A 20760-nucleotide genomic window follows, 5' to 3' on the forward strand; every position below is an offset into this window, starting at 1 on the left:
AAAGTTGCCTGTGCTGAACTAACTAACAACACACAGTTCAACGCCTAACCGGTAACAACTAGCTTGAAAATTCATTGTGCCGGCAATAGCGACCAGGCGACCTGGGAGCCATTGCCTCTTGAGTACGTTTCAGAATATACGCTTGAGCAATCAAACGGTAAGTCAGACAATCATGGCAACCCCTGTCCAACCTGAACCCTTAACCGTTGCGTCGGTCCACGCCGCCCACGGCAATTTCGGTGCTTAAAAAGCGCACCCGCTCCATGAGCCGGCTGGCTTTGAGCTGCTCGTTATCGCCGCGCTCCACCCCAGCCAAGAAGTGATTCAACTCGGCCATGGTTTTGTTGCTGGTAAACAGCGTCGGCAGTTCTTCTTGCATGCGATACTGCAAGATGATGCCTAACACCTCGTCACGAAACCACGGCGACAAAGCTTCAGCGCCGATATCATCTAACATTAACACTGGGGCAGCTTTAATCGCGTTGATCTTGGTCAGCACTGAATTGGACTTGATCGCATCTTTCATTTCCACCGCATAAGTGGGTACATGCAACAACGTCGAGGCAACGCCTTGTTCAGCTAACTCATTGGCAATGGCGCCGATCAAATACGTTTTGCCTACCCCAAACGGGCCGGTGAGGTATAAGCCTTTATGAAAGGCATGCGGTGCTTGCGCCACACCGACGGTAAAGGTGACTGCCGCTTGCAGCGCTTCGCTGCGGCTGGTGGGATCATATTGGTCCAACGTTGCCGTGGCAATGGCTTTAGGCATGTTGATGGCATTGACCAAGCGGCGCTGGGCCACGGCTTTTTCTTGGGCGAGCTTTTGCTTGGTGGGCTCATAGGCAATATCCAATTGCCCATTGGTCACCGTCAATTGCGGCTGATAGCCAGGGGCAAAGCTTTGGATGCCCTTCTCGTATTTGGTGCGTTCGTTGACAAATTCATAGATCTTGGCGGCGCCTTTGACGATCGCATCGTCAGCCAAGGCCTCTTGATTGGCCTTTAAGAAGGCTTGCACTTGCGGATCGGAGACGGCTTGGTTGATCATTTGGTGGTAGCGGCTGGTGACTTTGCGGCTATCCATCAACTGCCGCAGCTGTTCTTGCATGTCTTTCATTGCTCAGAAGTTCCTTTCTGCCGCAGCTTGCGCAACGCGTCTAAGCCGGCTTGAATGTCTTCTTGCTCATTGGCGGTCACCGGCTTAGCGGCGGCTTTGTAGTCGGCTTTCATCCAATCAGGCGTTTCTTCTTGGCGCGTTGGCCGATTGGCGTAGCGGGTTTTGGGTTTGGCCTTGTCCGCGGCGGTTTGGCGCATTTGCAACAAGGCGGACTCTGGGGTGGTGACATTGGCGTTGATCCATTTGTTGGCGAAGCTGTCTAATAACGCTTGGCTGACACTGTCGTATTGACTCAAGACGCTTTGGATCAACAAGTTCACCGTGGCTTCTGGAAAAACGTTGCGCGCCACCAACTGCCGCACGGCGTAAACCTCATTTGGCGCAGCAAAAGCGCGGTCGTTCTTGGCCTTCTTGGTGGCTTCCAGAAACTCGCGCGGCGCCATGGTGGTGGCCGCTTGAAGCATTCTGGCTTCCGCTGGAGTCCAGTTGGTCTTCGTTGGCGCCGGCGCTGCTGCTGGCTGCTCATGTTTGGTGCCGTAATGCGGCTGGCCGGCTTTGCTGTAAGTTTGCTCAGCGTAATCTTGCAGCTGGCGCAAATGCAACTCGCCGCTCATGGGATCAGTGGCACGCATGATCAATGGCGCCAGGCGCGTCGGCTCCAGCCCGTAGAACTTGGCCAGTTGATAAATGGCGTTGCGGTATTGATCCAACTGGCCAGCTTTAAGGTTGGTGCGGGCCAACAGTTGTGCCAACAACACCCAATCATAAGCATTGTTGTCGCCTAGCGTCACTTGCGGCGCGGGTTTAAGCTGCAAAGCTTGTTGGGCTTGTGCAGTCGCTGGAGGCGTATCTAACACATTGGTCAAATCAAACACCTGCAAGAAATCATGGGTGACGTCTTGCCAATCACTGCGCCGTACCGGCTTTAAGGTAAATTGTCCAGCTAATTCCTGATAGCGCGCTTGGCCGACGCGGTCATACAACAACATCCCCAACAAATCATCGGCGAAGAATTGCTGCGGACTAACCGGCGCATATAACTCATACGCATAATAGCGGCTCATGGTGTCAACGGCAGTGTAGGACTTCAACAGCCCCACCGCTTCCAGCCGCACCCGCGCGTCAAATAACTGATCAAGGCTGATGTTCAACAAATCCAACAAGCGCGTTTGCGGCTGGCGGTCGGTCAACACCGGCTGAGGCTTGGCCTCTTGCCACAAACTTAAATACATGGCCAAGGCCACCGGCCCCACCAGCGGCTGATATAACGCGATGGCGACTTGCTGGTCGAAATCGCTGAAATAATTGGCTTGCGCGACAATGTAATCATCTTGTGCCATGAAACTTTGTGGCCGCTGCATCGGCTGGACCTCCTTTTTGGCTTTGCCTTTATTCTAACCTATTTGCGCCGGATTATCGCCTGGCGCTCACAAAAATGGAGGCGAACTTCGCCTCCATCAAATCAGTCGTCTTCAGACTGCTTTTCTTTCTTCATCATGCCTTGCAATTCCTGCATGAACACCGACATATCTTTGAACTGGCGATACACGCTGGCAAAGCGAATGTAGGCGACGTCGTCAACATCGGCCAACAACGACATGACATATTCGCCGATGGCCTGGCTGGAGACTTCATTCTCGCCAATGGCGCGCAGGCGATTTTCAACTTGCTCGACGATCTTGGTCATTTGCTCCATCGTCACCGGCCGCTTCTCGGCCGCGCGGATCAAACCGCGCAAGATCTTCTCGCGATTGAACTCTTCGCGGGTGCCGTTTTTCTTGATCACCAGCAGCGGCGTTTGTTCGATCCGTTCAAAAGTCGTGAAGCGAAAGCCGCAGTTTTCACACTCGCGACGTCTGCGAATCGCCTTGCCGCCGTCAGTGGGCCGCGAATCAACAACGCGGCTGGAATTGTGATGACAATGTGGACACTGCAAACTTACACCTTCTTATCCGTTTTCACTAGTATACCAGAAAATCAATTCGAGGACACACTCAACAAGTGGTTGATCAGCTGCTGCACTTGGGCGATGCGGGCAGGTTCGCCTAGCGAATTGTCGATCAAGAAATCGGCTTTGGCCATTTTATCGGCTAAAGGCATTTGCGCGGCGATGCGCTGCTGGGCACTGGCTTCATCCAGCGAGTCGCGCGCCATTAAGCGCGCCACTTGCACAGCCTTGGGCAAGGTCACCACCGCCACGCCGTCAAAAGCTTCATCCCAGTGGGTTTCATACAACAACGGAATGTCGCCTACCACGATTGGCGCCTTGCTTGCTTTCGCGTCGACTAACGCTTGGGCAATGGCGTCATGCAAATACGGCCGATCGATATCATTGAGCTCAGCCAGTGCCTTAGCATCGCCAAACACCAGCTGGCCTAACGCGTGCCGGTTCAAGCTGCCATCAGCGTTCAACATGCGTTGGCCAAAATGATCCGCGATTTGTTGCAGTGCCGGCTGGCCTGGTTCAACGATTTGCCGCGCGATCACATCAGCGTCTACCACCGGATAGCCGGCTTGTTTAAACAACGCCGCCACAGTACTTTTGCCTGTGGCGATGCCGCCGGTTAAGCCTAATAAGTAAGTCATTTCACCACCCGCTTTCTTAATGGCTGACAATGCGGGCAATAATGCGTGCCGCGTTGGCCAACTTTGATCTTCACGATCGTGGTGCCGCATACCGGACAAGGCGTCCCTTGTTGGCCATACACGCGCAAGTGGTCTTGAAAGCCGCCGGTGGCACCATTGGCATTGACAAAAGTGTGCACTGTGGTGCCGCCTAGTTCAATCGACGCCGCCAACACCTTGATGATTTGATCATGCAAGCGCGCTGCTTCGGCGCGCGTCAAGGTGCAAGCCGGCTGCTCGGGGTTGATCTTGGCCCGCCACAAAGTCTCATCGGCGTAAATGTTGCCAACGCCAGCCACCACGCTTTGATCCAAGATCACGGATTTGATTGCTAAGCGCCGGTGCTGCAATTTCTCATAGAAATCGGCCACCGTAAAGTCTGCCGGCACAGGCTCCGGCCCCATCTTGGCCAAGCCTGGCACCGCGGTGGTTTCACTGCCGGTTTGACACAGCTGCATGCGGCCGAACTTGCGCATATCCAAATAACGCAACTGACTGCCGTCGGTGAAATCAAACCACACATGCAAGAAGCGCGGCTTGGCTGTGTCTGCCGTGGGCGCCAGTTGGTATTTGCCTTCCATGCGCAAATGCGACACCATAGTCACCCCTTGATCAAAGCGCAAAAGCAAGTATTTGCCGCGTCGATCAACGCCGATCACGGTGCGATCAGCTAAGGTTTGTTCAAAATAATCGCGGCCGCCGATCAAGATCTTCTCCCAATTGCAATTGACGCCGGCAACGGTTTTGCCCACCACCAGCACGGCGAGGCTTTGGCGGACGTTTTCTACTTCTGGTAACTCGGGCATTGTGACTCCTTATTTTGCATCATACCAAGTCGGGCCGTATGAGCTTTCGACTTTCAACGGCACTGCCAAATCAACAGCTGAATCCATCACCTTCGGCACCAATTGCGCCAAAGTCGCCATTTCGGCTTCTGGGCCTTCAAAGATCAGTTCATCATGCACCTGCAACAGCATGCGCGATTGCAAGTGCTGGTCTTCTAGCATCTTTTGCATGCGGATCATCGCCACTTTGATGATGTCGGCAGCAGAGCCTTGGATCGGGGTGTTCATCGCGGTGCGTTCGGCAAACTGGCGCAAGTTGAAGTTGCGCGAATGGATCTGATCCAAGTAGCGCCGACGATGAAAAAGCGTCTCCACATAGCCTTGTTCGCGCGCAAGGGCAACCATCTTGTCCATGTATTCGTGTACCTTGGGATATTGTTCGAAGTACCCATCGATGAACGCCTTGGCCTGCCGGCGGGTGATGCCGATGTTTTTGGCCAAGCCAAAATCAGAGATCCCATACACGATCCCGAAGTTCGTCGCCTTGGCTTGGCGGCGCATGTCTGGCGTCACTTCATCCGGTGAATCCAAGTTGAAGATCTTCATGGCCGTGTTGGCGTGAATGTCGCGGTCTTCCTTGAAGGCTTCTTGCATATTCGTGTCACCGGAAATATGCGCCAACACCCGCAGTTCGATTTGTGAATAATCCGAACTGAAAATCTGCCAGCCTTCATGCGACGGCACAAACGCCTTGCGGATCAGTTTGCCATCGCCACGCGCCGGGATATTCTGCATGTTCGGGTCCACTGAAGACAAGCGGCCGGTTTGCGTCAGCGTCTGCAAATAGCGCGTGTGGATCTTGTTGTCTGGTAAGACGGCTTTGAGCAAGCCTTTGACATACGTTGAATACAACTTGGCTACCGCGCGGTAGTCCAAGATCTCTTGCACCACAGGACTGGCTGAGCGCAATTGTTCCAACACGTCGACACTGGTCGAGTAGCCGGTCTTGGTTTTCTTGATCACTGGCAATTGCAGTTTCTCAAACAAGACTTCGCCTAATTGCTTAGGGGAATTCAAGTTGAACTTCAAGCCCGCTTGCGCATAGATCTTCTCTTCCAACACAGCCATGGTTTGGGCGTATTCTTCGCCCATTTGCTGCAAGGTATCTTGCTTCAAGGTGATGCCGGTACTTTCCATGATCGAAAGCACCCGCGCCAGCGGCAATTCCATGTTGGTGAACAAGTCCCATTGGTCTTGAGCCTTGAGTTCTTCTTTCAACTTGGGCTCGAGTTGCAACAAAGCCTGCGCCTTATTGGCCAAATGCGCAAACAATTTATCATCATCTGGTTGGGCCAGCTTGGCCCCTTTGCCATAAACATCTTCGTCAAATTCAAGCTGGTAATCATGATCTTGGGCAATTTGGCCTAAGTCGTTGGAATTCTGATCCGGGTTTAACAAATAGCTGGCTAACAACACATCAAAAGTCGCCGTGTGCAGACTCAAGCCTAATTTATACGCCGCCACGAGGTTTTGCTTCACATCAAACACCACCACGTGTTCTTGTGCTTGCAGCCACTTGGCCAATTGCGGGATCGTCAACAAGGTCACATCTGAGCTCACGTAAGTTTCTTGGGCCGTGGCAATGAAGAAGGCCACCGGCTCTGCAACATGATAATTAGGGTGCAGCAATTCCAATTCAAACGCGATCGGTTCATCCAAATTCGTGACCTGATCCAAATTGGTGTCGTCTAACACCACATAATGTGCCGCTGGACCCGCCACGGCCGGTGCTTGCTTGTTGAGCTTGTTCAGCGCTTGGCGCATGTCCAACTCAGTATACAAATCGCGCAGCGCGTCGTAATCAGGCCCAGCGTATGCTGTATCATCAAGGCCGACGGTGATCGGCGCATCTTGGCGGATCGTTGCCAAATCTTTGCTTAAGAAGGCGTTGTCGCGGTCGTTGATGAGGTTTTCTTTCATCTTGGACTGCTTCAATTCGTCAACGTGATCGTAAAGATTCTCGATCGAACCCCATTCGCCCAGCAATTTCAACGCCGTCTTCTCACCGACTTTGGTGACGCCTGGATAATTATCGGAAGTATCGCCCATCAAGCCTTTCATATCGATGATCTGCTTAGGCGTCAAATCAAACTTCTCTTTGATATGCGCCGGCGTGAAGGCTTCTAAGTCTGCCACACCTTTCTTGGTGACTTGCACGGTGGTGGTGTCAGTCGCCAGCTGCGTCAAGTCGCGATCGCCGGTAACCACTGTCGTTGTCCAGCCAGCCGCATCCGCTTGTTTGGCTAAGGTGCCGATGATGTCATCGGCTTCCCAATCCTGCAAAGAATAATGCGTCATACCATGGCCGTCTAACAGCCGCTTGATCAACGGCAATTGCTCCAGCAATTCTTCTGGTGCGCGGTCACGATTGCCTTTGTAATCATCGAACTTCTTGGTACGGAACGTGCCGCCAGAGCGGTCAAACGCCACCAGGATGTTGTCTGGATGAAACTGATCCACCAGCGAGTCCAGCATGTTGTTAAACGTAAACACCGCATTGGTGTGGACGCCTTGTGCGTTGGTGAAACGATCGAGTTGATTGTACATGGCATAAAACGCCCGAAAAGCCATGGAATTGCCATCGATCAGCAGTAATTTTGTCATATCGGCCTCCTGAATTCTTCTGTCCCCATTGTACCAGAAATGGCCTGAACATTTTAGCATCGTGATCGACGCTGTGACGCCATCAAGGCAAAGCATGCCTTGGTGTCATCCCATCTCATAGCCACTGCCAAGTGCGGGCTGCTCCGTTCCTGGTTTCTTCGTTGAGCGCTGCAGCCCGATGCAGGTCATGCTCCATTCTTGTTTTCTGGATGCCAAAATTGCATGTGTGCTTGTGGAGGATGCCGGCAGCGACTTGAATCACCACCGCGATCACCGTTGGCAGTGCCGCAACCGATTACGCCAAGGCAGATAAGCCAAAAACATCCAGCCCCGTGGTGATGCGGATCATAAATTTACCAATAGCCATGTGGACCTCAATAAGATCGTGAATTCCTTGGCTGAGTATCACTGCGCTAGGGTCTCGTATCCTGATTCAAATACAGTAGGTCAGGTGTCGCATAGGCGCGCGGGGCAAGCGACGGTCAGGCCGTGAAACGAGCAGCATCGTAAGACAAGCGGGTTGTGCTTAGCTTGCGATACTGCTCGCGGCAAGTTTCAAGACCCGCGCTGAGCAAAGCGATGCGGGGCTTGAAACTTAGTCGTAAAGCGCGCGTACTTTGCGCGATTGAAGACGGCCGCACCGCCTGCGCCGTCGCTTGCCCCGCGCGCCGAAGCGGCACCTGGCCGGGCTTGAGCAAGTCCCCGGATACGGCTGTGGTCTTCGTCGAGCTCCATGGCGCAACGCGGCGTGATATAAGTCGTGACGCCGCTTGGGCAAAGAACGCCCAAACGTCATCCCGCCTTATCTCCACCGCTAAGTGCGCGCCACTGCGCTCTGGTCTTCGTCGAGCTGCGTAAAGCAACGCGGCAGTGATATAAGCTGTGACGCCACCAAGGCAAAGACCGCCTTTGTGTCATCCCATCTTATATCAGCCGCTAAACCCGCTTTGCTCCGCTCTGGTAAACAAAACCGCCGCACGATAAGCCGTGCGGCGGTAATTGATTGATTAAATTAGTTGCGATCGGAGACACCGAAGATCTGCAGGATCACCACAAACAAGTTGATGAAGTCCAGGTACAAGATCAAGGCGCCTTGGACAGCAAGGCTGGACGTGTTGACCACGTAGCCGCCGTTGCCGCCAGCTGACATATAGATGTTCTTCAACGCTTGCGTATCCGCGGCAGTCATCACGATGAAGATGATCAAGATCGCATAGGACAACAGGAAGGCCAAGCCGGTGGAGCCCATGAACCAGTTGATCACAGACAACAAGATGACCCCAAACAACGCGCCATATGCGATGCGTCCGGCTTGTGACAGGTTCTGCTTGGTGATGCGTCCCACTGCCGTCATCGAGAAGAAGACCACAGCGGTGACCACCAAAGCAATGGCCATGTTAGCCGCTGGATAAACCAGCCACAACGTGCCGAAGGTGAACCCGAAGGTCACCGCCAGCAGGCCAAACATCAAGCGGGCATAACCGGCGTTTTCGCGGCCGCGCTGGCTATTCATCAAGAGCACCAAGATGAACGGCAAGAACGTCGCGATCCAGAACATGAAGCGGTGGGCGACGATAAAGTTCCCGTAATCGGTAGCGAATACCGAACCTAACAAATAGGATACCGCGGCGGTGATCAACAGACCGACCCCCATGGTTGCGTACACTTTTCCAAAGAAAGTGGCTAAGCCAGAATCATTGACAACACGACGTTCTTGCATCGAATCGTCTCCTTTCACATATCTTACTAACCTTTAGTATATTCGATCGCACGCAACTTGTCAGTTGGACTTTGGACCGATATTGCCAATTGTCACAAATCAGTTGGTTTTAGGACTGACCGAGCTCAACAAGTCTTCAAACGCCACTTCATACTTCTGAATGTCACCGGCGCCCATAAACACGAATACCGCGTGGTCATAATCCAGCAGTGCTGACATGTCGTCAAGTTCGATCACTGCGCCAGGCTTGGTGATCTTATCGGCTAAGTCTTGCGCCGACACACTGCCAGACGCTTCGCGGGCACTGGAGAAAATCGGCGTCACATACACGGCATCGGCGGCACTTAACGTTTCGGCAAAATCATCCAAATAAGCAATGGTACGCGAGAAGGTATGCGGCTGGAATACCGCCACCACTTGTTGGTCTGGGTATTTCTGACGAGCCGCATCCAAAGTCGCCTTGATTTCAGACGGATGATGCGCATAGTCATCGATGATCACCGCATTAGCCATTTGCTTCTCAGAGAAGCGCCGCTTAACGCCGGCAAAGCTGGCCAATTCACGGGCAATGTAGTCAGCATCAAGGTGTTCGGTGTAAGCCACTGCCACCACGGCCAAGGCGTTTAAGACACTGTGTTCACCGAATAACGGCACATGGAAGTGGCCGATGAGCTTTTCATGATGGAACGCATCAAAGCTTGACCCAGTTGTGGTGCGGCTGACGTTTTTGGCAACGAAATCGTCGCGGTCGCTGGTGCCGTAATAATATACCGGCACCTTGGCTTTGATCTTGCGCAGCCAAGGATCATCGCCCCAAGCGAAGATCCCCTTTTGCACTTGCGAGGCTTCAGTTTGAAAAGCCGTATACACGTCTTCGATGCCGGTGTAGTAATCCGGATGGTCGAAGTCGATGTTGGTCATGATGATGTAATCTGGCGAATAAGCCAAGAAATGACGGCGATATTCGTCGGCTTCAAAGACGAAGAACTTGGAATCCGGTGTACCTTTGCCAGTACCGTCACCAATCAAATAACTGGTTTTGTCGATACCAGACAACGTATGCGCCAACAACCCAGTGGTCGACGTTTTGCCATGCGCGCCAGCCACACCGATAGAAGTGTAAGGCTTCATCAACTCGCCTAAGAATTCGTGGTAGCGATAGAATTTCAAGCCTAATTCATGAGCGCGCTTGACTTCAGGGTGTTCATCGGTGAAGCTGTTGCCGCAAATCACCGTGTAGCCGGCTTGTAAGTTCTTCGGGTCAAAAGGCAGCATCTCAATGCCTGCTGCGGCCAGCCCGCGCTGGGTGAAGGTGTATTGGGTAATATCAGAGCCTAAGACTTTGTGGCCCATGTCGTGTAAGATCAAGGCCAACGCACTCATGCCTGAGCCTTTGATACCGATGAAATAATATGTTTCTGTCATGTGAGATTCCTCTTTCAACATCATTGTGGATTTTCTGGTAAATCTTCTTTGGTGAAATACACGTCGCGCGGCTTGGAACCGTTGGCAGGCGAAATATAATGGCGCATTTCCAGCTCATCGATCAAGTTAGCGGCGCGATTATAGCCGATGGAAAAGACCCGCTGCAGTTTCGAGGTTGAAACGTGCTTTTCTTGGGCAATGTACTCCAGTACCTGCGGGAACAAATCGTCTTGCGCCTCGCTGGCTTCGGCTTGGGCTAATAAGCCGTCTGGTTGGAACAAATAGCGCGGCGGCCGTTCCGCTTTGACAAAATCTACCACTGTGGCGATATCTTCGTCAATGAACGTGCCTTGCAAACGAATCGCCTGACTGGCGCCGCTGCCCAGATATAACATGTCCCCTCGGCCTAACAAGCGCTCGGCGCCGTTAGCATCGATAATGGTGCGCGAATCGGTTTGGCTGGCGACCATGAAGGCAATGCGCGTGGGAATATTATTCTTGATGGTACCGGTGATGACATCCACACTTGGCCGCTGGGTGGCGACAATCAAGTGAATGCCGGCTGCCCGCGCCTTTTGCGTAATGCGGGCAATATAATCTTGCACTTCGCTGGCGGCGACCATCATCAAGTCTGCTAATTCGTCGATGATGATAACGATGTATGGCATCACCATGCCAAAGTCGCCATGCGCTTTGGCCTTCTGGTTGAATTGGGCCAGATTGCGCACGCCGGCGGCAGCGAGCTTTTGATAGCGTTCTTCCATTTCTTCAACCGCCCACTTCAACGCTTCAGCAGCGGCTTTAGGTTCTGAGATCACCGGCGAAACCAAGTGCGGTAAGTTGTTGTATACCGCTAGTTCCACGGCTTTAGGATCGATCAATAACAAGCGCACTTCTTCAGGCGTGGCTTTATACAAAAGCGACGTCAGCAGTGAGTTGATGAATACCGATTTCCCGGAACCAGTCGCCCCGGCGATCAAGCCATGCGGCATTTTGTTGATGTTGGTGACTACCGGCTGGCCAAACAAGTCGACCCCCAACGCGATGGTCAGTGGCGACTTGGCATCTTTGAAGGCTTGCGATTGCAAGACTTCCCGCAACATCACGGGACGTGGATGCAGGTTCGGGATCTCAATGCCTACCGTGGTTTTGCCTGGGATTGGCGCTTCGATGCGGATGTCTTTGGCAGCCAAGGCCAATTTCAAGTCATCATTCAAGTTGGTGATCTTGTTGACCTTCACCCCAGCGTCTAGTGCCACTTGAAACTGCGTGACCGTCGGGCCGATGGTGTGGGCCACAACATGCGCCCCGACATGAAAAGCATCAAGGGTTTCATCCAAGCGCTGGGCTTGATCTTGCACCCATTGATCTTGCTGCGGGCTTTCATCATTCACCGGCTTGGGCAATAAATCCAACGGCGGGAAAACGTATGGCGCCTGTGCTTCAGGTTGCGCATTGGCTTGATCAGCCGGCTTAAATGCACTTGGTTGCGCTGCGGTTTGCGCAACCGCAACGGCTTGATCAACAGGTTTAGCAGTCGGCGCAAGCGGCTGTGAGACTTGCTTTGTCGGCTCAGTTGCAACCGGCGTTGATGAAGCCGCATCGCGGGTCGCTGCCGGCCGCGGCAGCGCCTTGTCGCGGCTGTGATGCTTGTAAGTATCTACCGCTTGGCGCAAGGCGCGCCGATCAGGTAATTGAACCGGCCGCCAGTTGGCGTAAACGGTTTTCTTTTGTTTGGCCAAAGCCGCTTCGATCTTAGCTTGTTGGGCTTGTTTCAGCGGATCGGTTTGACTCGGTAGCAGCGGCGTGGGTCGCTTTGCAGCCATCGGTTTGTCAACGGCTGCAGGCTGCTCTGCTGCAGCAGAGGCAGCAGGTGCAGGTTCTGCGCTGGCGTTTGTGGCCGTTGGTGCTGGTTGAGTTGAGGCTGCCGCTTCCGCTTTGGCAGCTGGATTTGATGACTGTGTCAACATCGAGTCGGCCTTTGGCCCTTCAGCCGCAACTTCTGCAGTTGATTCTGGCGTGTTTGCCGGTGGCACTTCAGCTTCAACGCTGGGCTTCAATGCTGGATCTCCCGCTGAGGTCTTGGCGTCAACTGCTGATGCTGACCGCAGTGAATCTGGCGCAGCTGTGTCATCGCCAACAGTTGGTCTTGAAAGCGGCGTATCGGCTGTTGTTAAATCCGCCTCAGCGTCTGTTTCAACATGCTGTGCGTCTGCTGCAGAGACTTGGGCATCAAGGGCTGAGGTTTGCGAACAAACCTCAGCGTCTGAGTGCGCAACACGGTCTTGTGTATCAGGTGCCATTGGCTTCACTTGGGCAAGGTCTGACTCAACTGCGCTGGCTTGATCTTCGTCTTCATCATCAGGCGCGTCGGCGGTGAACAGATACACGTCTTCATCGGCGCGCTTCAAGCTGGCTAACAGCACTTGATAATTGATCTTTGGTTTAACCGGATCGCGGCGCACAACGCTCTTAGGCGTACTCAAGGCTGCCAGCGGGTCAACCGAATGCCGCCCGGCGTCAGCAACCTCAGGCGCTGGGTGGGTCAAGCGTGATTGACTGCTGCTTGGCGCCTGAGGCTGCGGGGTGCGCTGGGCTTTAGGCGGCAGCGGATAATCTTGATGAGGTTGCGGTTGATCATCCCGCAAGAATGGTGGACCATCATAATGCGCCATTACTCTCTTCCTTTCCGATACTCAATACCGTCCATTTTACCATAGACCCGCGCTCCTTCGGCCTTTTGCAGAAAAAAACTGGAAATCATAATCATTGCAGCGATGTGAAAGAATTTCATCACGCCAACACAAAAAAAGGCCTGTCACAATTGACCAGGCCCATACAAGCACAGCAAACACGCGATATGCTTGCGACTTATCGCGTGTTTGCAATTGCGGCAGGCGATTCATCTGTGATCTTGCTGCCTGCCAATTATTATTAAATTAAGTACCCAGCCTTCGTAAACCTACTCCAGCTGAGGTGGTCGTGGAACGGTCCTGTTGTACGCCCTGGCATTGCCCGTGGACTAGGTGACCGGGCTTCATAGCGCGCGCTCTGGGGGAACAGGCCACACTCCTGAGCAGAACTCATTCGTGCCAGACCGGCCTGTTTCGGGGTTTGGGGTACAGACAAGCTTGGCCTTCGTTCGTCTCCTCTCCCCTATGCGGTTGAGCAATGCTAATATACCATACCAATAACGATAATGCAAGCGTTTTGATGCATTATTTTTGAAATGCTTTGGTGTTGCTTGATATTTCGAAAATCGTCCCCGCCGCTGCTATGAACGCGATATTCGGTTCCTTCATTGACGTGCCTGCTGTCGATTACGCAGGCGCTTATACACGATCCGTGCTTCGTAAATCAAGTATACCATTATCGGCCAATACGAAATTCATCGAAAAAAATAGCGTCACCTTGCAATGAGGTGACGCTTGCCGATCCATTATGCTTGTTGCGCAACTACCGCGGCGGCTTGCTCGAAATCAAATGCGCTGCCGGCAGCCAAATCGTCTGGCATGATCAAGATGCCGCGCGCTTGCGGGGCGTTAGGCAAGGCCAACTCGCGAGCAGCACATAACATCCCATAAGAATCGACGCCGCGCAGCTTGCCTGGCCAGATCAGTTTGCCATCAGGCATCATGGCCCCTGGCAGCGCAGCGACCACAGTTTGACCCAAAGCAGCATTCGGTGCGCCGCAAACGATTTGCTTAACGCCTTCTGCCCCAAGGTCAACTTGCGTAATGTGCAGGTGATCTGAATCCGGATGCGCTTTGAAGTCCACGATCTTGCCAATCACGATCCGCGCCGGCGTTTCGCTTGGCAATTCGCCTGCCAAGCTTGCCGCTTTGATCGCGGTGTTTAACGTGGCAATCTGCGCTTTGGTCAAATGCACTGCGCCGTTGCCAGAGAAATCCGGCAGCCACTGGTGCAAGTTGAAGAAATTAAAGCCCAGCGCCTGCTGGTCTGCGCCGTAAATGCCGACGATGTCACCAACTTGCTGGGTCGTTTGTTCGGCTTGATCTGGTCCTAAAATCGCGATCAAGGTGTCGCCTAATGCTTTGGGGTTATAACTTGTGATTAACATACTGTTTGCCAAAAAAAGAGCTTTGGCGTCCTTTCTTACGATTATGCCGGCAAGCCATTGATGAAGTTCTCCACTTCAGCCTTGGTCTTGCGGTCTTTGTTAACGAAGCGGCCGATTTCTTTGCCGTCTTCTAACGCGATGAAGCTAGGAATGCCCATCACTTGATATTCTTGCGCAACTTCAATATTGTCATCGCGATCGACATAAATGAAGTTGAAGTCGGGATATTCAGCTTCGATGTCAGGCATTGCCGGCTTGATGAAGCGGCAGTCTGGGCACCAATCGGCGCTGAAGAATAACATTTGTTTGCCATTGCCGGTTGCGGCTTGGCGGATCTGGTCATCTGAATCAAACTTTTGCATAGTGGTCATTCCTTTCACTTACATATCATAAGTACATCATACCGCATTTGGGCAGAATTGCAATGCACCAAAGCGGCTTTTCAGTTATACTAGATGCAAATTGGAGGCGTGAACATGGCTAAAGCAGATTGGGCCTTGCTCGGCGGGTTAGCCACCGCCGGCGCATGGGGCTATCACCAATATCAGAAACAATGGCTGCCTGCTTGGCGCTTCAAGCAGCTGCAACAACGCTTAAAGGACCATCACCAGATCCAAGGCGGCTATATTGATCATCGCTTGCGCACAATCGCGCGCGGTGACGTGCAAGCCAAAGCCTATGCATGCGGGCTGCAACTGGATGGCAAGTGGTATGCTTGTGACTTGCTGCCAGATGGCACCAGCTTGCATTGGCGCCAGTTAGACGTCAAAGCGCGCCACTAGCTCATAAATGCGCCCGCCTTTAGAAGCAAACTTGTGCTCATATTCAGTTTCGACGTTGTCTGTGACGCGCGCATCGTTGTGCAGATCCAGCGCCACAAGGTCGAAGTGCATCCCATAATTATTCATGCTGACCAAGGAGAATTCAAAGAAGCCTTGGTTGTCTGTTTTGAACTGTAAGGTGCCGCCGACTTGCATGATCGCCTTGTATTGATCAAGGAAGGTCTTGTAAGTCAGGCGGCGCTTTTCGTGTTTGGTCTTCGGCCACGGATCAGAGAAGTTCAAGAAGACGCCGGTGATTTCTTCCGGGGCAAAATAATCCGTTAAGTCCGCCCCGTCGCCTAAGATCAGCTGCAAATTCGGCAATTGCAATTCCACTTGTTTGCGCAAGATATAAGCAATCGCCACATCTTGGATCTCTAAGGCAATGAAGTTGTGGTCTGGATGTTGCTGGGCCATGTTGACAATGAATTGGCCTTTGCCAGAACCGACTTCAAGATATAATGGCCGCGGTGTATCAAAGCGGCTTTGCCACTTGCCGCACATACCGACTGGGCGGGTCATGATGTATTCAGGGTGGGCGGCAATCAACGGTTGGGCCCAGGGTTTGTTACGCAGACGCATAAGTTCTCCTTATCTCATAAAAACGCCGACGCACACGTTTATGCGTCGGTACTCAATCAACATTCACTAATTCTTGCAAGCGCAGCAAGGCTTGATTCATTTCGTGGTAGCGCTGCTGGTTAAAGCTGCGACAGATCTCATTAAGCAGATGCAACTGGCCATACCACAAAATGCGCGCATGCAAATCAGCATCCAGCGGCCGACCATAGGCTTTCAGCCAAGTGCCCCACGCTGGTCGCGGAACATAATTGATCAACACCACTGACAAATCAAACGCCGGATCACCTAGACTGGCTTGATCCCAATCTACCAAATACAATTTCTGCCGATCCGATAACAACCAGTTCTTGTGGTTGAGATCACCATGGCACACAGTGGATTCGCTGGTGTGCGGCAAAGCGCGCAAGTTCTTGGCACATTGCGCCACTAACGGATGTTGGCGCAAGCTTTGCGGCAAGTCTGCCACATAATGATCGCGCAGCTGCGCCGGGGTTTGGCCAGGGCCGGAAACTTTCAACAGCATTCGGCGCAACAATGTGGAGCGGTGCACTCGCGCCAGAAGCATCGCCACCATCGGCGTATTCATTTGTTCGCGCGACAAGGTATGGCCGTTAAGCCACTCTTGTGCAGTTAAAACATCACCTGTTGTCATGCGTTTGGTCCAAATCAACTTCGGAGTGATCTCCTCAACTGATAAGGCCGCCAAGAATGGGGACGCATTGCGTTTTAAAAAGAATTTCTCATGGGCGTGCACGCCAAGAAACGCGCCGCCGGTGGTGCCGCCAACAGGTTGCAGCGACCACCCAGGGTCTAGATCAAAGTTCATAGGCACAACTCCTTTGCAGATCGCTGGAGTGCCTCAAAACCAGCACAATTTTACCAATATCGCTATTAGCGCGATTGGTTCCAGGATTCAGTGTACTAACCTCACACCAGCCCGTCAAGCACAAGCGTTTGTTCGCTTGCTCAGCGCGTGGCCAGCTTGGCCACCCGCAGCGGCAAATACCAGCCAGCCATCAACGCCGCCACCACTACGCCAGCGGCAAACGCAGCGCCTGCGGCAATGAAGTGGCCAGCCGCCACAGCACCCAGGCTTTGCACCACGGCTGCAATCAACAACAAGCGCAACACTAAACCGCGAAAGGCTGCAGGCTTTTGGGCAGCCGGCAAAGGATACAAATAAGAGAAAACGATTTCGTCATGCACCTGATACATCGGCAACAGCTGAAAGCCAATCAAATACACGAACAGCGCCGCCAATGCTGCCGCCAGCCACCACTGGTCAACAAACGCCTCGACCACTGCCCCGATCACCACCAAGCGCACATACAGCCCCAAAAACTCAGTACGGCGCAAGAAGCTGCGCGTCAAAAGCCATGCCCAAGTCCGTTTGTGACTGCGCGGTACCAAGCGGGCAAAAACATCTAAATACTTGCGGCGCTTGACCGTGCCGCTAAGGCCTGGCACATCAGTAAACAAGTTATAGAAGCGGTAAATACGCGTCATGCGCTTGGCCTCATTGGCCACCAAACGCTGCCAATTCAACCGTGCCGGCTGCAGCCACGCGGCAAGTTTCAAGCGCAAGCCCAAATCAACGATCAACCCGGCAACCAATACCACTGCCGGATGCCAATAAAACCCCGCCACCAGTGCCGCAAATGCGACCAGCAGCAAATTATTGCGCTTCACCCAGCGCGGCATTGCCAAAGTGTATTGGTTTAACACCTGCAGCCACAAGTCAGCATCTTTAAACGCCCACAAGCCCGCAACCAGCGTCAACCCAGCTGGCACAACCGCCATGCCTAACACCTTAAGCATCGGCAGCACCGCCACTGTGGCCAAACTCAGCACCACCAGCGGCAAGATCAAGCTATAGCGCCGCGCTTTAAACAAATACTGGCTGAACGCACTGGTTTGCGGCAGCAGAAACGTTGCATCCGCCGGCTCCACGATGGTTGCCACACTGCCTAATTGCACCACTGCACCAAAAATCACCGCCAGCGCCAAAGGCAGCCACCAGCTGGTTTGCATCCCTTTGACCAGTTGTGCATAGCCGTACAGCAGTGCCCCTAACATGATCACCAAGATCAACACAAAGTGATCATTGAATACCAATTGTAAATATTTGGCTTGCGCCTGCAAATGCCGGCGCAGCCGTTGTCGCCACAATGCTTTCATGGGCGTTCCCCTTCTTCGGTCATCGCCATGTACAAATCATCCAAGCTGGCGTTGGCCACCCCGAATTCTTGGCGCAGCGCATTAAGATCGCCAGTGGCGCGTACTTGGCCATCTTTAAGCAACACGAACGCGTCAGCATACTGTTGCGCCGTGGCCAAGATATGCGTTGACATCAACACAGAAGCGCCTTGGGCTTTCTTGGCTTCCACCAGATCCAACAAGTCATGCACCGCCAAAGGATCCAAGCCGGTGAACGGTTCATCGATGATGTAAAGCTGCGCATCGGTGATGAATGCACACACGATCATCACCTTCTGTTTCATCCCTTTAGAGAAGTTGGCCGGGAACCAATCTAACTTGTTAGCCAAGCGAAAACGCGCCAGAATCGGCTCAGCCGCTTGCCAAGCCGCCTTCTTGTCCAGGTCATATGCCATGATCGTCAAATCAATGTGTTCACGCAAGGTCAACTCCGGATACAACACCGGCGTTTCCGGCACATAAGCGATTGCTTGGCGATAGGCTTGCGGGTCATCTTGTAAAGTGTGGCCAGCCACTTGAATGCTGCCTGACAACGGCTGAAGCAAGCCGATGATGTGTTTGATGGTGGTGGACTTGCCGGCACCATTTAAGCCGATCAAGCCCACGATGGATTGATCCGGCACCGCAAACGTCACATTCTTTAATACCGGAACGGTGCCATAGCCGCCGGTCAATTGTTGAATATCTAACATGAAAGCCTCCGTTGATTTTCGTTTCAACTTACTGCTTTCTATGATAGCATGAAACCAAACCAAAACTCTGGATAGAAAGAAGAATTGACCATGACAGATTGTATTTTTTGCAAGATCGTTAACGGCGACATTCCCAGCACCAAAGTCTACGAAGATGATGAGATCCTGGCATTCTTAGATATCACTCAAGTTACCCCAGGACACACCTTGGTCATCCCTAAGAAGCACGTGCCGGATATGTTCGCTTATGATGCAGACTTAGCCGCTACCGTCTTCTCGCGCTTGCCGAAAATTGCCCGCGCCATCAAAGCGTCAAACCCGGCGATCAAAGGCATGAACATCTTGAACAACAACGGCGAAGTGGCCTATCAAAGCGTGATGCATTCACATATTCACCTGATCCCGCGCTACAGCGCCGATGATGACTTCAGTATCCACTTTGGCGACCATTCTGCCGATTATGACGCCGCCAAGCTGCAAGCCGTCGCCGATCGCATCAAGGTTGAAGATTAATGGCTAAATTTACAACCGGCTTCTTATTAGGTGCTGCGGCAGGCACCATTTACGCTTTGGCCACCGCTAAGTCCACTGGCGCGCAGAAACAAGCGGATGCCCGCGCTTATGTCAACGACTTGACCCAAGGCACCAAGGACTTGCAACAAGCCCTCAAGCGCTTCGGCAAGGCTGTGACTGACTTGCGCCAAGCAACTGAGACAACGCTGAAGCCGGCAGTGGCTGACATTGAACAAAGCGTACAAGATTTTGAGTTTCAAACTGCCCCGCGCGTTGAAGCGATCAATGATCACCTGAATGTCATCGATCAAGCAGTGGCTGATCTGGAACCAAAGGATCCTAAATAATCAACATGCAACAAGGCTGGCGATGCGCGCAGCCTTGTTTTTTGGGGCAAAACGGCTTTAATCGGCGATACAAAACGCCGATGCGGCATAATTAGCGATTTGTTGGCGGTTTTGTGAAGCTTTTGTGAATGACCCCTATCTGCGGAATTCCTGTGGTATATTGAACCAGACAACGATCACGACTCTAAATTAGGATGTGTAAACCAATGAAAAAATGGATCCTCGGGCTTGCCGGTATCGTCTTGGCAGCCACATTAGCCGGTTGCGGCAGCAGCACGGTCGCCAACATGAAAGGTGCCAAGATCACCAAAGACCAGTTCTACGAAGAGATGAAATCCACCAGCTCTGGCGAATCTACTTTACGTTCCATGATCGTCTTGAAGGCCTTGGAACAACAATACGGCGACAAAGTTTCTGACAAGAAAGTCACTGCGCAATACAACAAGGTCAAGAAACAATACGGCTCAAGCTTCTCCAGCGCCTTGGAGCAAAACGGTTTGACCACCAAGACCTTCAAGGAACAAATCAAGACCTCCTTGCTGTCTGAAGTCGCTTTGAAAGACTTGAAGAAGCCAACGCAAAAGCAAATCGATGCGCAATGGAAGAAATATGAACCAAAGATCACCGTGCAACACATCTTGGTAGCTAAGAAAGCCACTGCCACAACGGTTTTGAACGAGTTGAAGAAAGACAGTTCGGCAGCTAACTTCAAGAAGTTGGCCAAGAAGTACAGCACCGACACTGCTACGGCTTCAGATGCCGGCAAGCTCGCCGCTTTTGGCAACACCGACACCAGCTTAGATGCCACCTTCACCGCTGCCGCATTCAAGTTGAAGAAAGCCGGCGACTACACCACCACAGCGGTGAAGACCTCTAATGGCTACGAGATCATCCGCGCCATCAAGATCCCAGCCAAAGGCAAAAAAGCCGACCACACGGCTGACTTGAAGAAGCAGCTTTACACCACTTGGGAATCTGATTCCACTGTGATGACTGGCGTGATCAAGAAAGTCTTGAAGAAAGCCAACGTCTCCATCAAAGACGACGACTTAAAGAACGTCTTGTCTGTTTACTTGAGCAGCTCCAGTGCCACTTCTGCAAGCAACTAACTTACGCCGGCGCCTGCAACGCGATTCCATGCGAATCGTGTTGCAGGCGTTTTTGCGTG

19 protein-coding genes are annotated in these 20760 nt (G+C 52.7%); 4 read left to right on the forward strand and 15 right to left on the reverse strand.

Annotated elements, in window-relative coordinates; all coding sequences use genetic code 11:
* Positions 1–199: 199 nt before the first annotated feature.
* From dnaI to ACGG90_RS05620, 11 genes are all read right to left on the reverse strand, one after another.
* Positions 200–1120 carry a primosomal protein DnaI gene (dnaI, locus tag ACGG90_RS05570; RefSeq protein WP_390406866.1) on the reverse strand — a complete coding sequence of 307 codons (921 nt, stop codon included), beginning with the start codon at positions 1118–1120 and terminating at the stop codon, positions 200–202.
* Positions 1117–2481: a replication initiation and membrane attachment family protein gene (locus ACGG90_RS05575; RefSeq protein WP_390406868.1), complete on the reverse strand. Its 1365-nt coding sequence runs from the start codon at positions 2479–2481 to the stop codon at positions 1117–1119. Before ACGG90_RS05575 ends, dnaI begins: the two co-directional genes overlap by 4 nt.
* A gap of 101 nt (positions 2482–2582) precedes the next feature.
* On the reverse strand, positions 2583–3056 hold the full coding sequence (gene nrdR / locus ACGG90_RS05580) for a transcriptional regulator NrdR (protein WP_390406870.1): 474 nt from the start codon (positions 3054–3056) through the stop codon (positions 2583–2585).
* A 41-nt stretch (positions 3057–3097) separates the two neighbouring features.
* Positions 3098–3706 (reverse strand): dephospho-CoA kinase, encoded by a 609-nt coding sequence (gene coaE, locus ACGG90_RS05585; RefSeq protein ID WP_390406873.1) that lies wholly within the window; start codon positions 3704–3706, stop codon positions 3098–3100.
* Positions 3703–4551 carry a DNA-formamidopyrimidine glycosylase gene (mutM, locus tag ACGG90_RS05590; protein ID WP_390406876.1) on the reverse strand — a complete coding sequence of 283 codons (849 nt, stop codon included), beginning with the start codon at positions 4549–4551 and terminating at the stop codon, positions 3703–3705. Before mutM ends, coaE begins: the two co-directional genes overlap by 4 nt.
* A gap of 9 nt (positions 4552–4560) precedes the next feature.
* Entirely contained in the window at positions 4561–7194 is a 2634-nt protein-coding gene (gene polA / locus ACGG90_RS05595; protein WP_390406879.1) for a DNA polymerase I, read from the reverse strand.
* Between the two features lie 1012 nt (positions 7195–8206).
* Complete coding sequence (locus ACGG90_RS05600) at positions 8207–8914, reverse strand: Bax inhibitor-1/YccA family protein (RefSeq protein WP_390406882.1); 708 nt, start codon at positions 8912–8914, stop codon at positions 8207–8209.
* Between the two features lie 99 nt (positions 8915–9013).
* Entirely contained in the window at positions 9014–10339 is a 1326-nt protein-coding gene (gene murC, locus ACGG90_RS05605) for a UDP-N-acetylmuramate--L-alanine ligase (protein WP_390406885.1), read from the reverse strand.
* 20 nt (positions 10340–10359) lie between these two features.
* A complete protein-coding gene (locus ACGG90_RS05610; RefSeq protein WP_390406887.1) occupies positions 10360–13014 on the reverse strand; it encodes a DNA translocase FtsK in 2655 nt (884 codons plus the stop codon).
* A gap of 764 nt (positions 13015–13778) precedes the next feature.
* Entirely contained in the window at positions 13779–14420 is a 642-nt protein-coding gene (gene ytpR / locus ACGG90_RS05615; RefSeq protein WP_390406890.1) for a YtpR family tRNA-binding protein, read from the reverse strand.
* 41 nt (positions 14421–14461) lie between these two features.
* Positions 14462–14782, reverse strand: a complete 321-nt coding sequence (locus tag ACGG90_RS05620; protein ID WP_390406893.1) for a thioredoxin family protein — start codon at positions 14780–14782, stop codon at positions 14462–14464.
* Positions 14783–14896: 114 nt separating this feature from the next.
* Here ACGG90_RS05620 and ACGG90_RS05625 point away from each other — a divergent pair, with 114 nt between their 5' ends.
* The gene (locus ACGG90_RS05625) at positions 14897–15202 is read left to right on the forward strand and encodes a hypothetical protein (RefSeq protein WP_390406895.1); all 306 of its coding nucleotides are present in this window, start codon (positions 14897–14899) and stop codon (positions 15200–15202) included.
* Here the strand turns inward: ACGG90_RS05625 and trmB are convergent.
* The 4 genes from trmB to ACGG90_RS05645 form a co-directional block, all read right to left on the reverse strand.
* Positions 15179–15823, reverse strand: coding sequence for a tRNA (guanosine(46)-N7)-methyltransferase TrmB (gene trmB / locus ACGG90_RS05630; RefSeq protein ID WP_390406898.1), 645 nt, complete (start codon positions 15821–15823; stop codon positions 15179–15181). The genes ACGG90_RS05625 and trmB overlap by 24 nt on opposite strands.
* A gap of 52 nt (positions 15824–15875) precedes the next feature.
* The gene (locus ACGG90_RS05635) at positions 15876–16649 is read right to left on the reverse strand and encodes a phosphotransferase family protein (protein ID WP_390406900.1); all 774 of its coding nucleotides are present in this window, start codon (positions 16647–16649) and stop codon (positions 15876–15878) included.
* Between the two features lie 140 nt (positions 16650–16789).
* The gene (locus tag ACGG90_RS05640) at positions 16790–18001 is read right to left on the reverse strand and encodes an ABC transporter permease (protein WP_390406903.1); all 1212 of its coding nucleotides are present in this window, start codon (positions 17999–18001) and stop codon (positions 16790–16792) included.
* The gene (locus ACGG90_RS05645; protein ID WP_390406905.1) at positions 17998–18732 is read right to left on the reverse strand and encodes an ABC transporter ATP-binding protein; all 735 of its coding nucleotides are present in this window, start codon (positions 18730–18732) and stop codon (positions 17998–18000) included. The genes ACGG90_RS05640 and ACGG90_RS05645 overlap by 4 nt, the downstream gene beginning before the upstream one ends.
* Positions 18733–18822: 90 nt before the next feature.
* Here ACGG90_RS05645 and ACGG90_RS05650 point away from each other — a divergent pair, with 90 nt between their 5' ends.
* The 3 genes from ACGG90_RS05650 (at position 18823) to ACGG90_RS05660 (ending at position 20701) form a co-directional block, all read left to right on the forward strand.
* Positions 18823–19245, forward strand: a complete 423-nt coding sequence (locus ACGG90_RS05650) for an HIT family protein (protein WP_390406907.1) — start codon at positions 18823–18825, stop codon at positions 19243–19245.
* On the forward strand, positions 19245–19592 hold the full coding sequence (locus tag ACGG90_RS05655) for a YtxH domain-containing protein (RefSeq protein WP_390406910.1): 348 nt from the start codon (positions 19245–19247) through the stop codon (positions 19590–19592). The genes ACGG90_RS05650 and ACGG90_RS05655 overlap by 1 nt, the downstream gene beginning before the upstream one ends.
* 206 nt (positions 19593–19798) lie before the next feature.
* Positions 19799–20701 carry a peptidylprolyl isomerase gene (locus tag ACGG90_RS05660; RefSeq protein WP_390406912.1) on the forward strand — a complete coding sequence of 301 codons (903 nt, stop codon included), beginning with the start codon at positions 19799–19801 and terminating at the stop codon, positions 20699–20701.
* Positions 20702–20760: the final 59 nt, after the last annotated feature.

The sequence above is a fragment of the Lacticaseibacillus jixiensis genome (assembly GCF_042847315.1).
GTDB lineage: Bacteria > Bacillota > Bacilli > Lactobacillales > Lactobacillaceae > Lacticaseibacillus > Lacticaseibacillus jixiensis.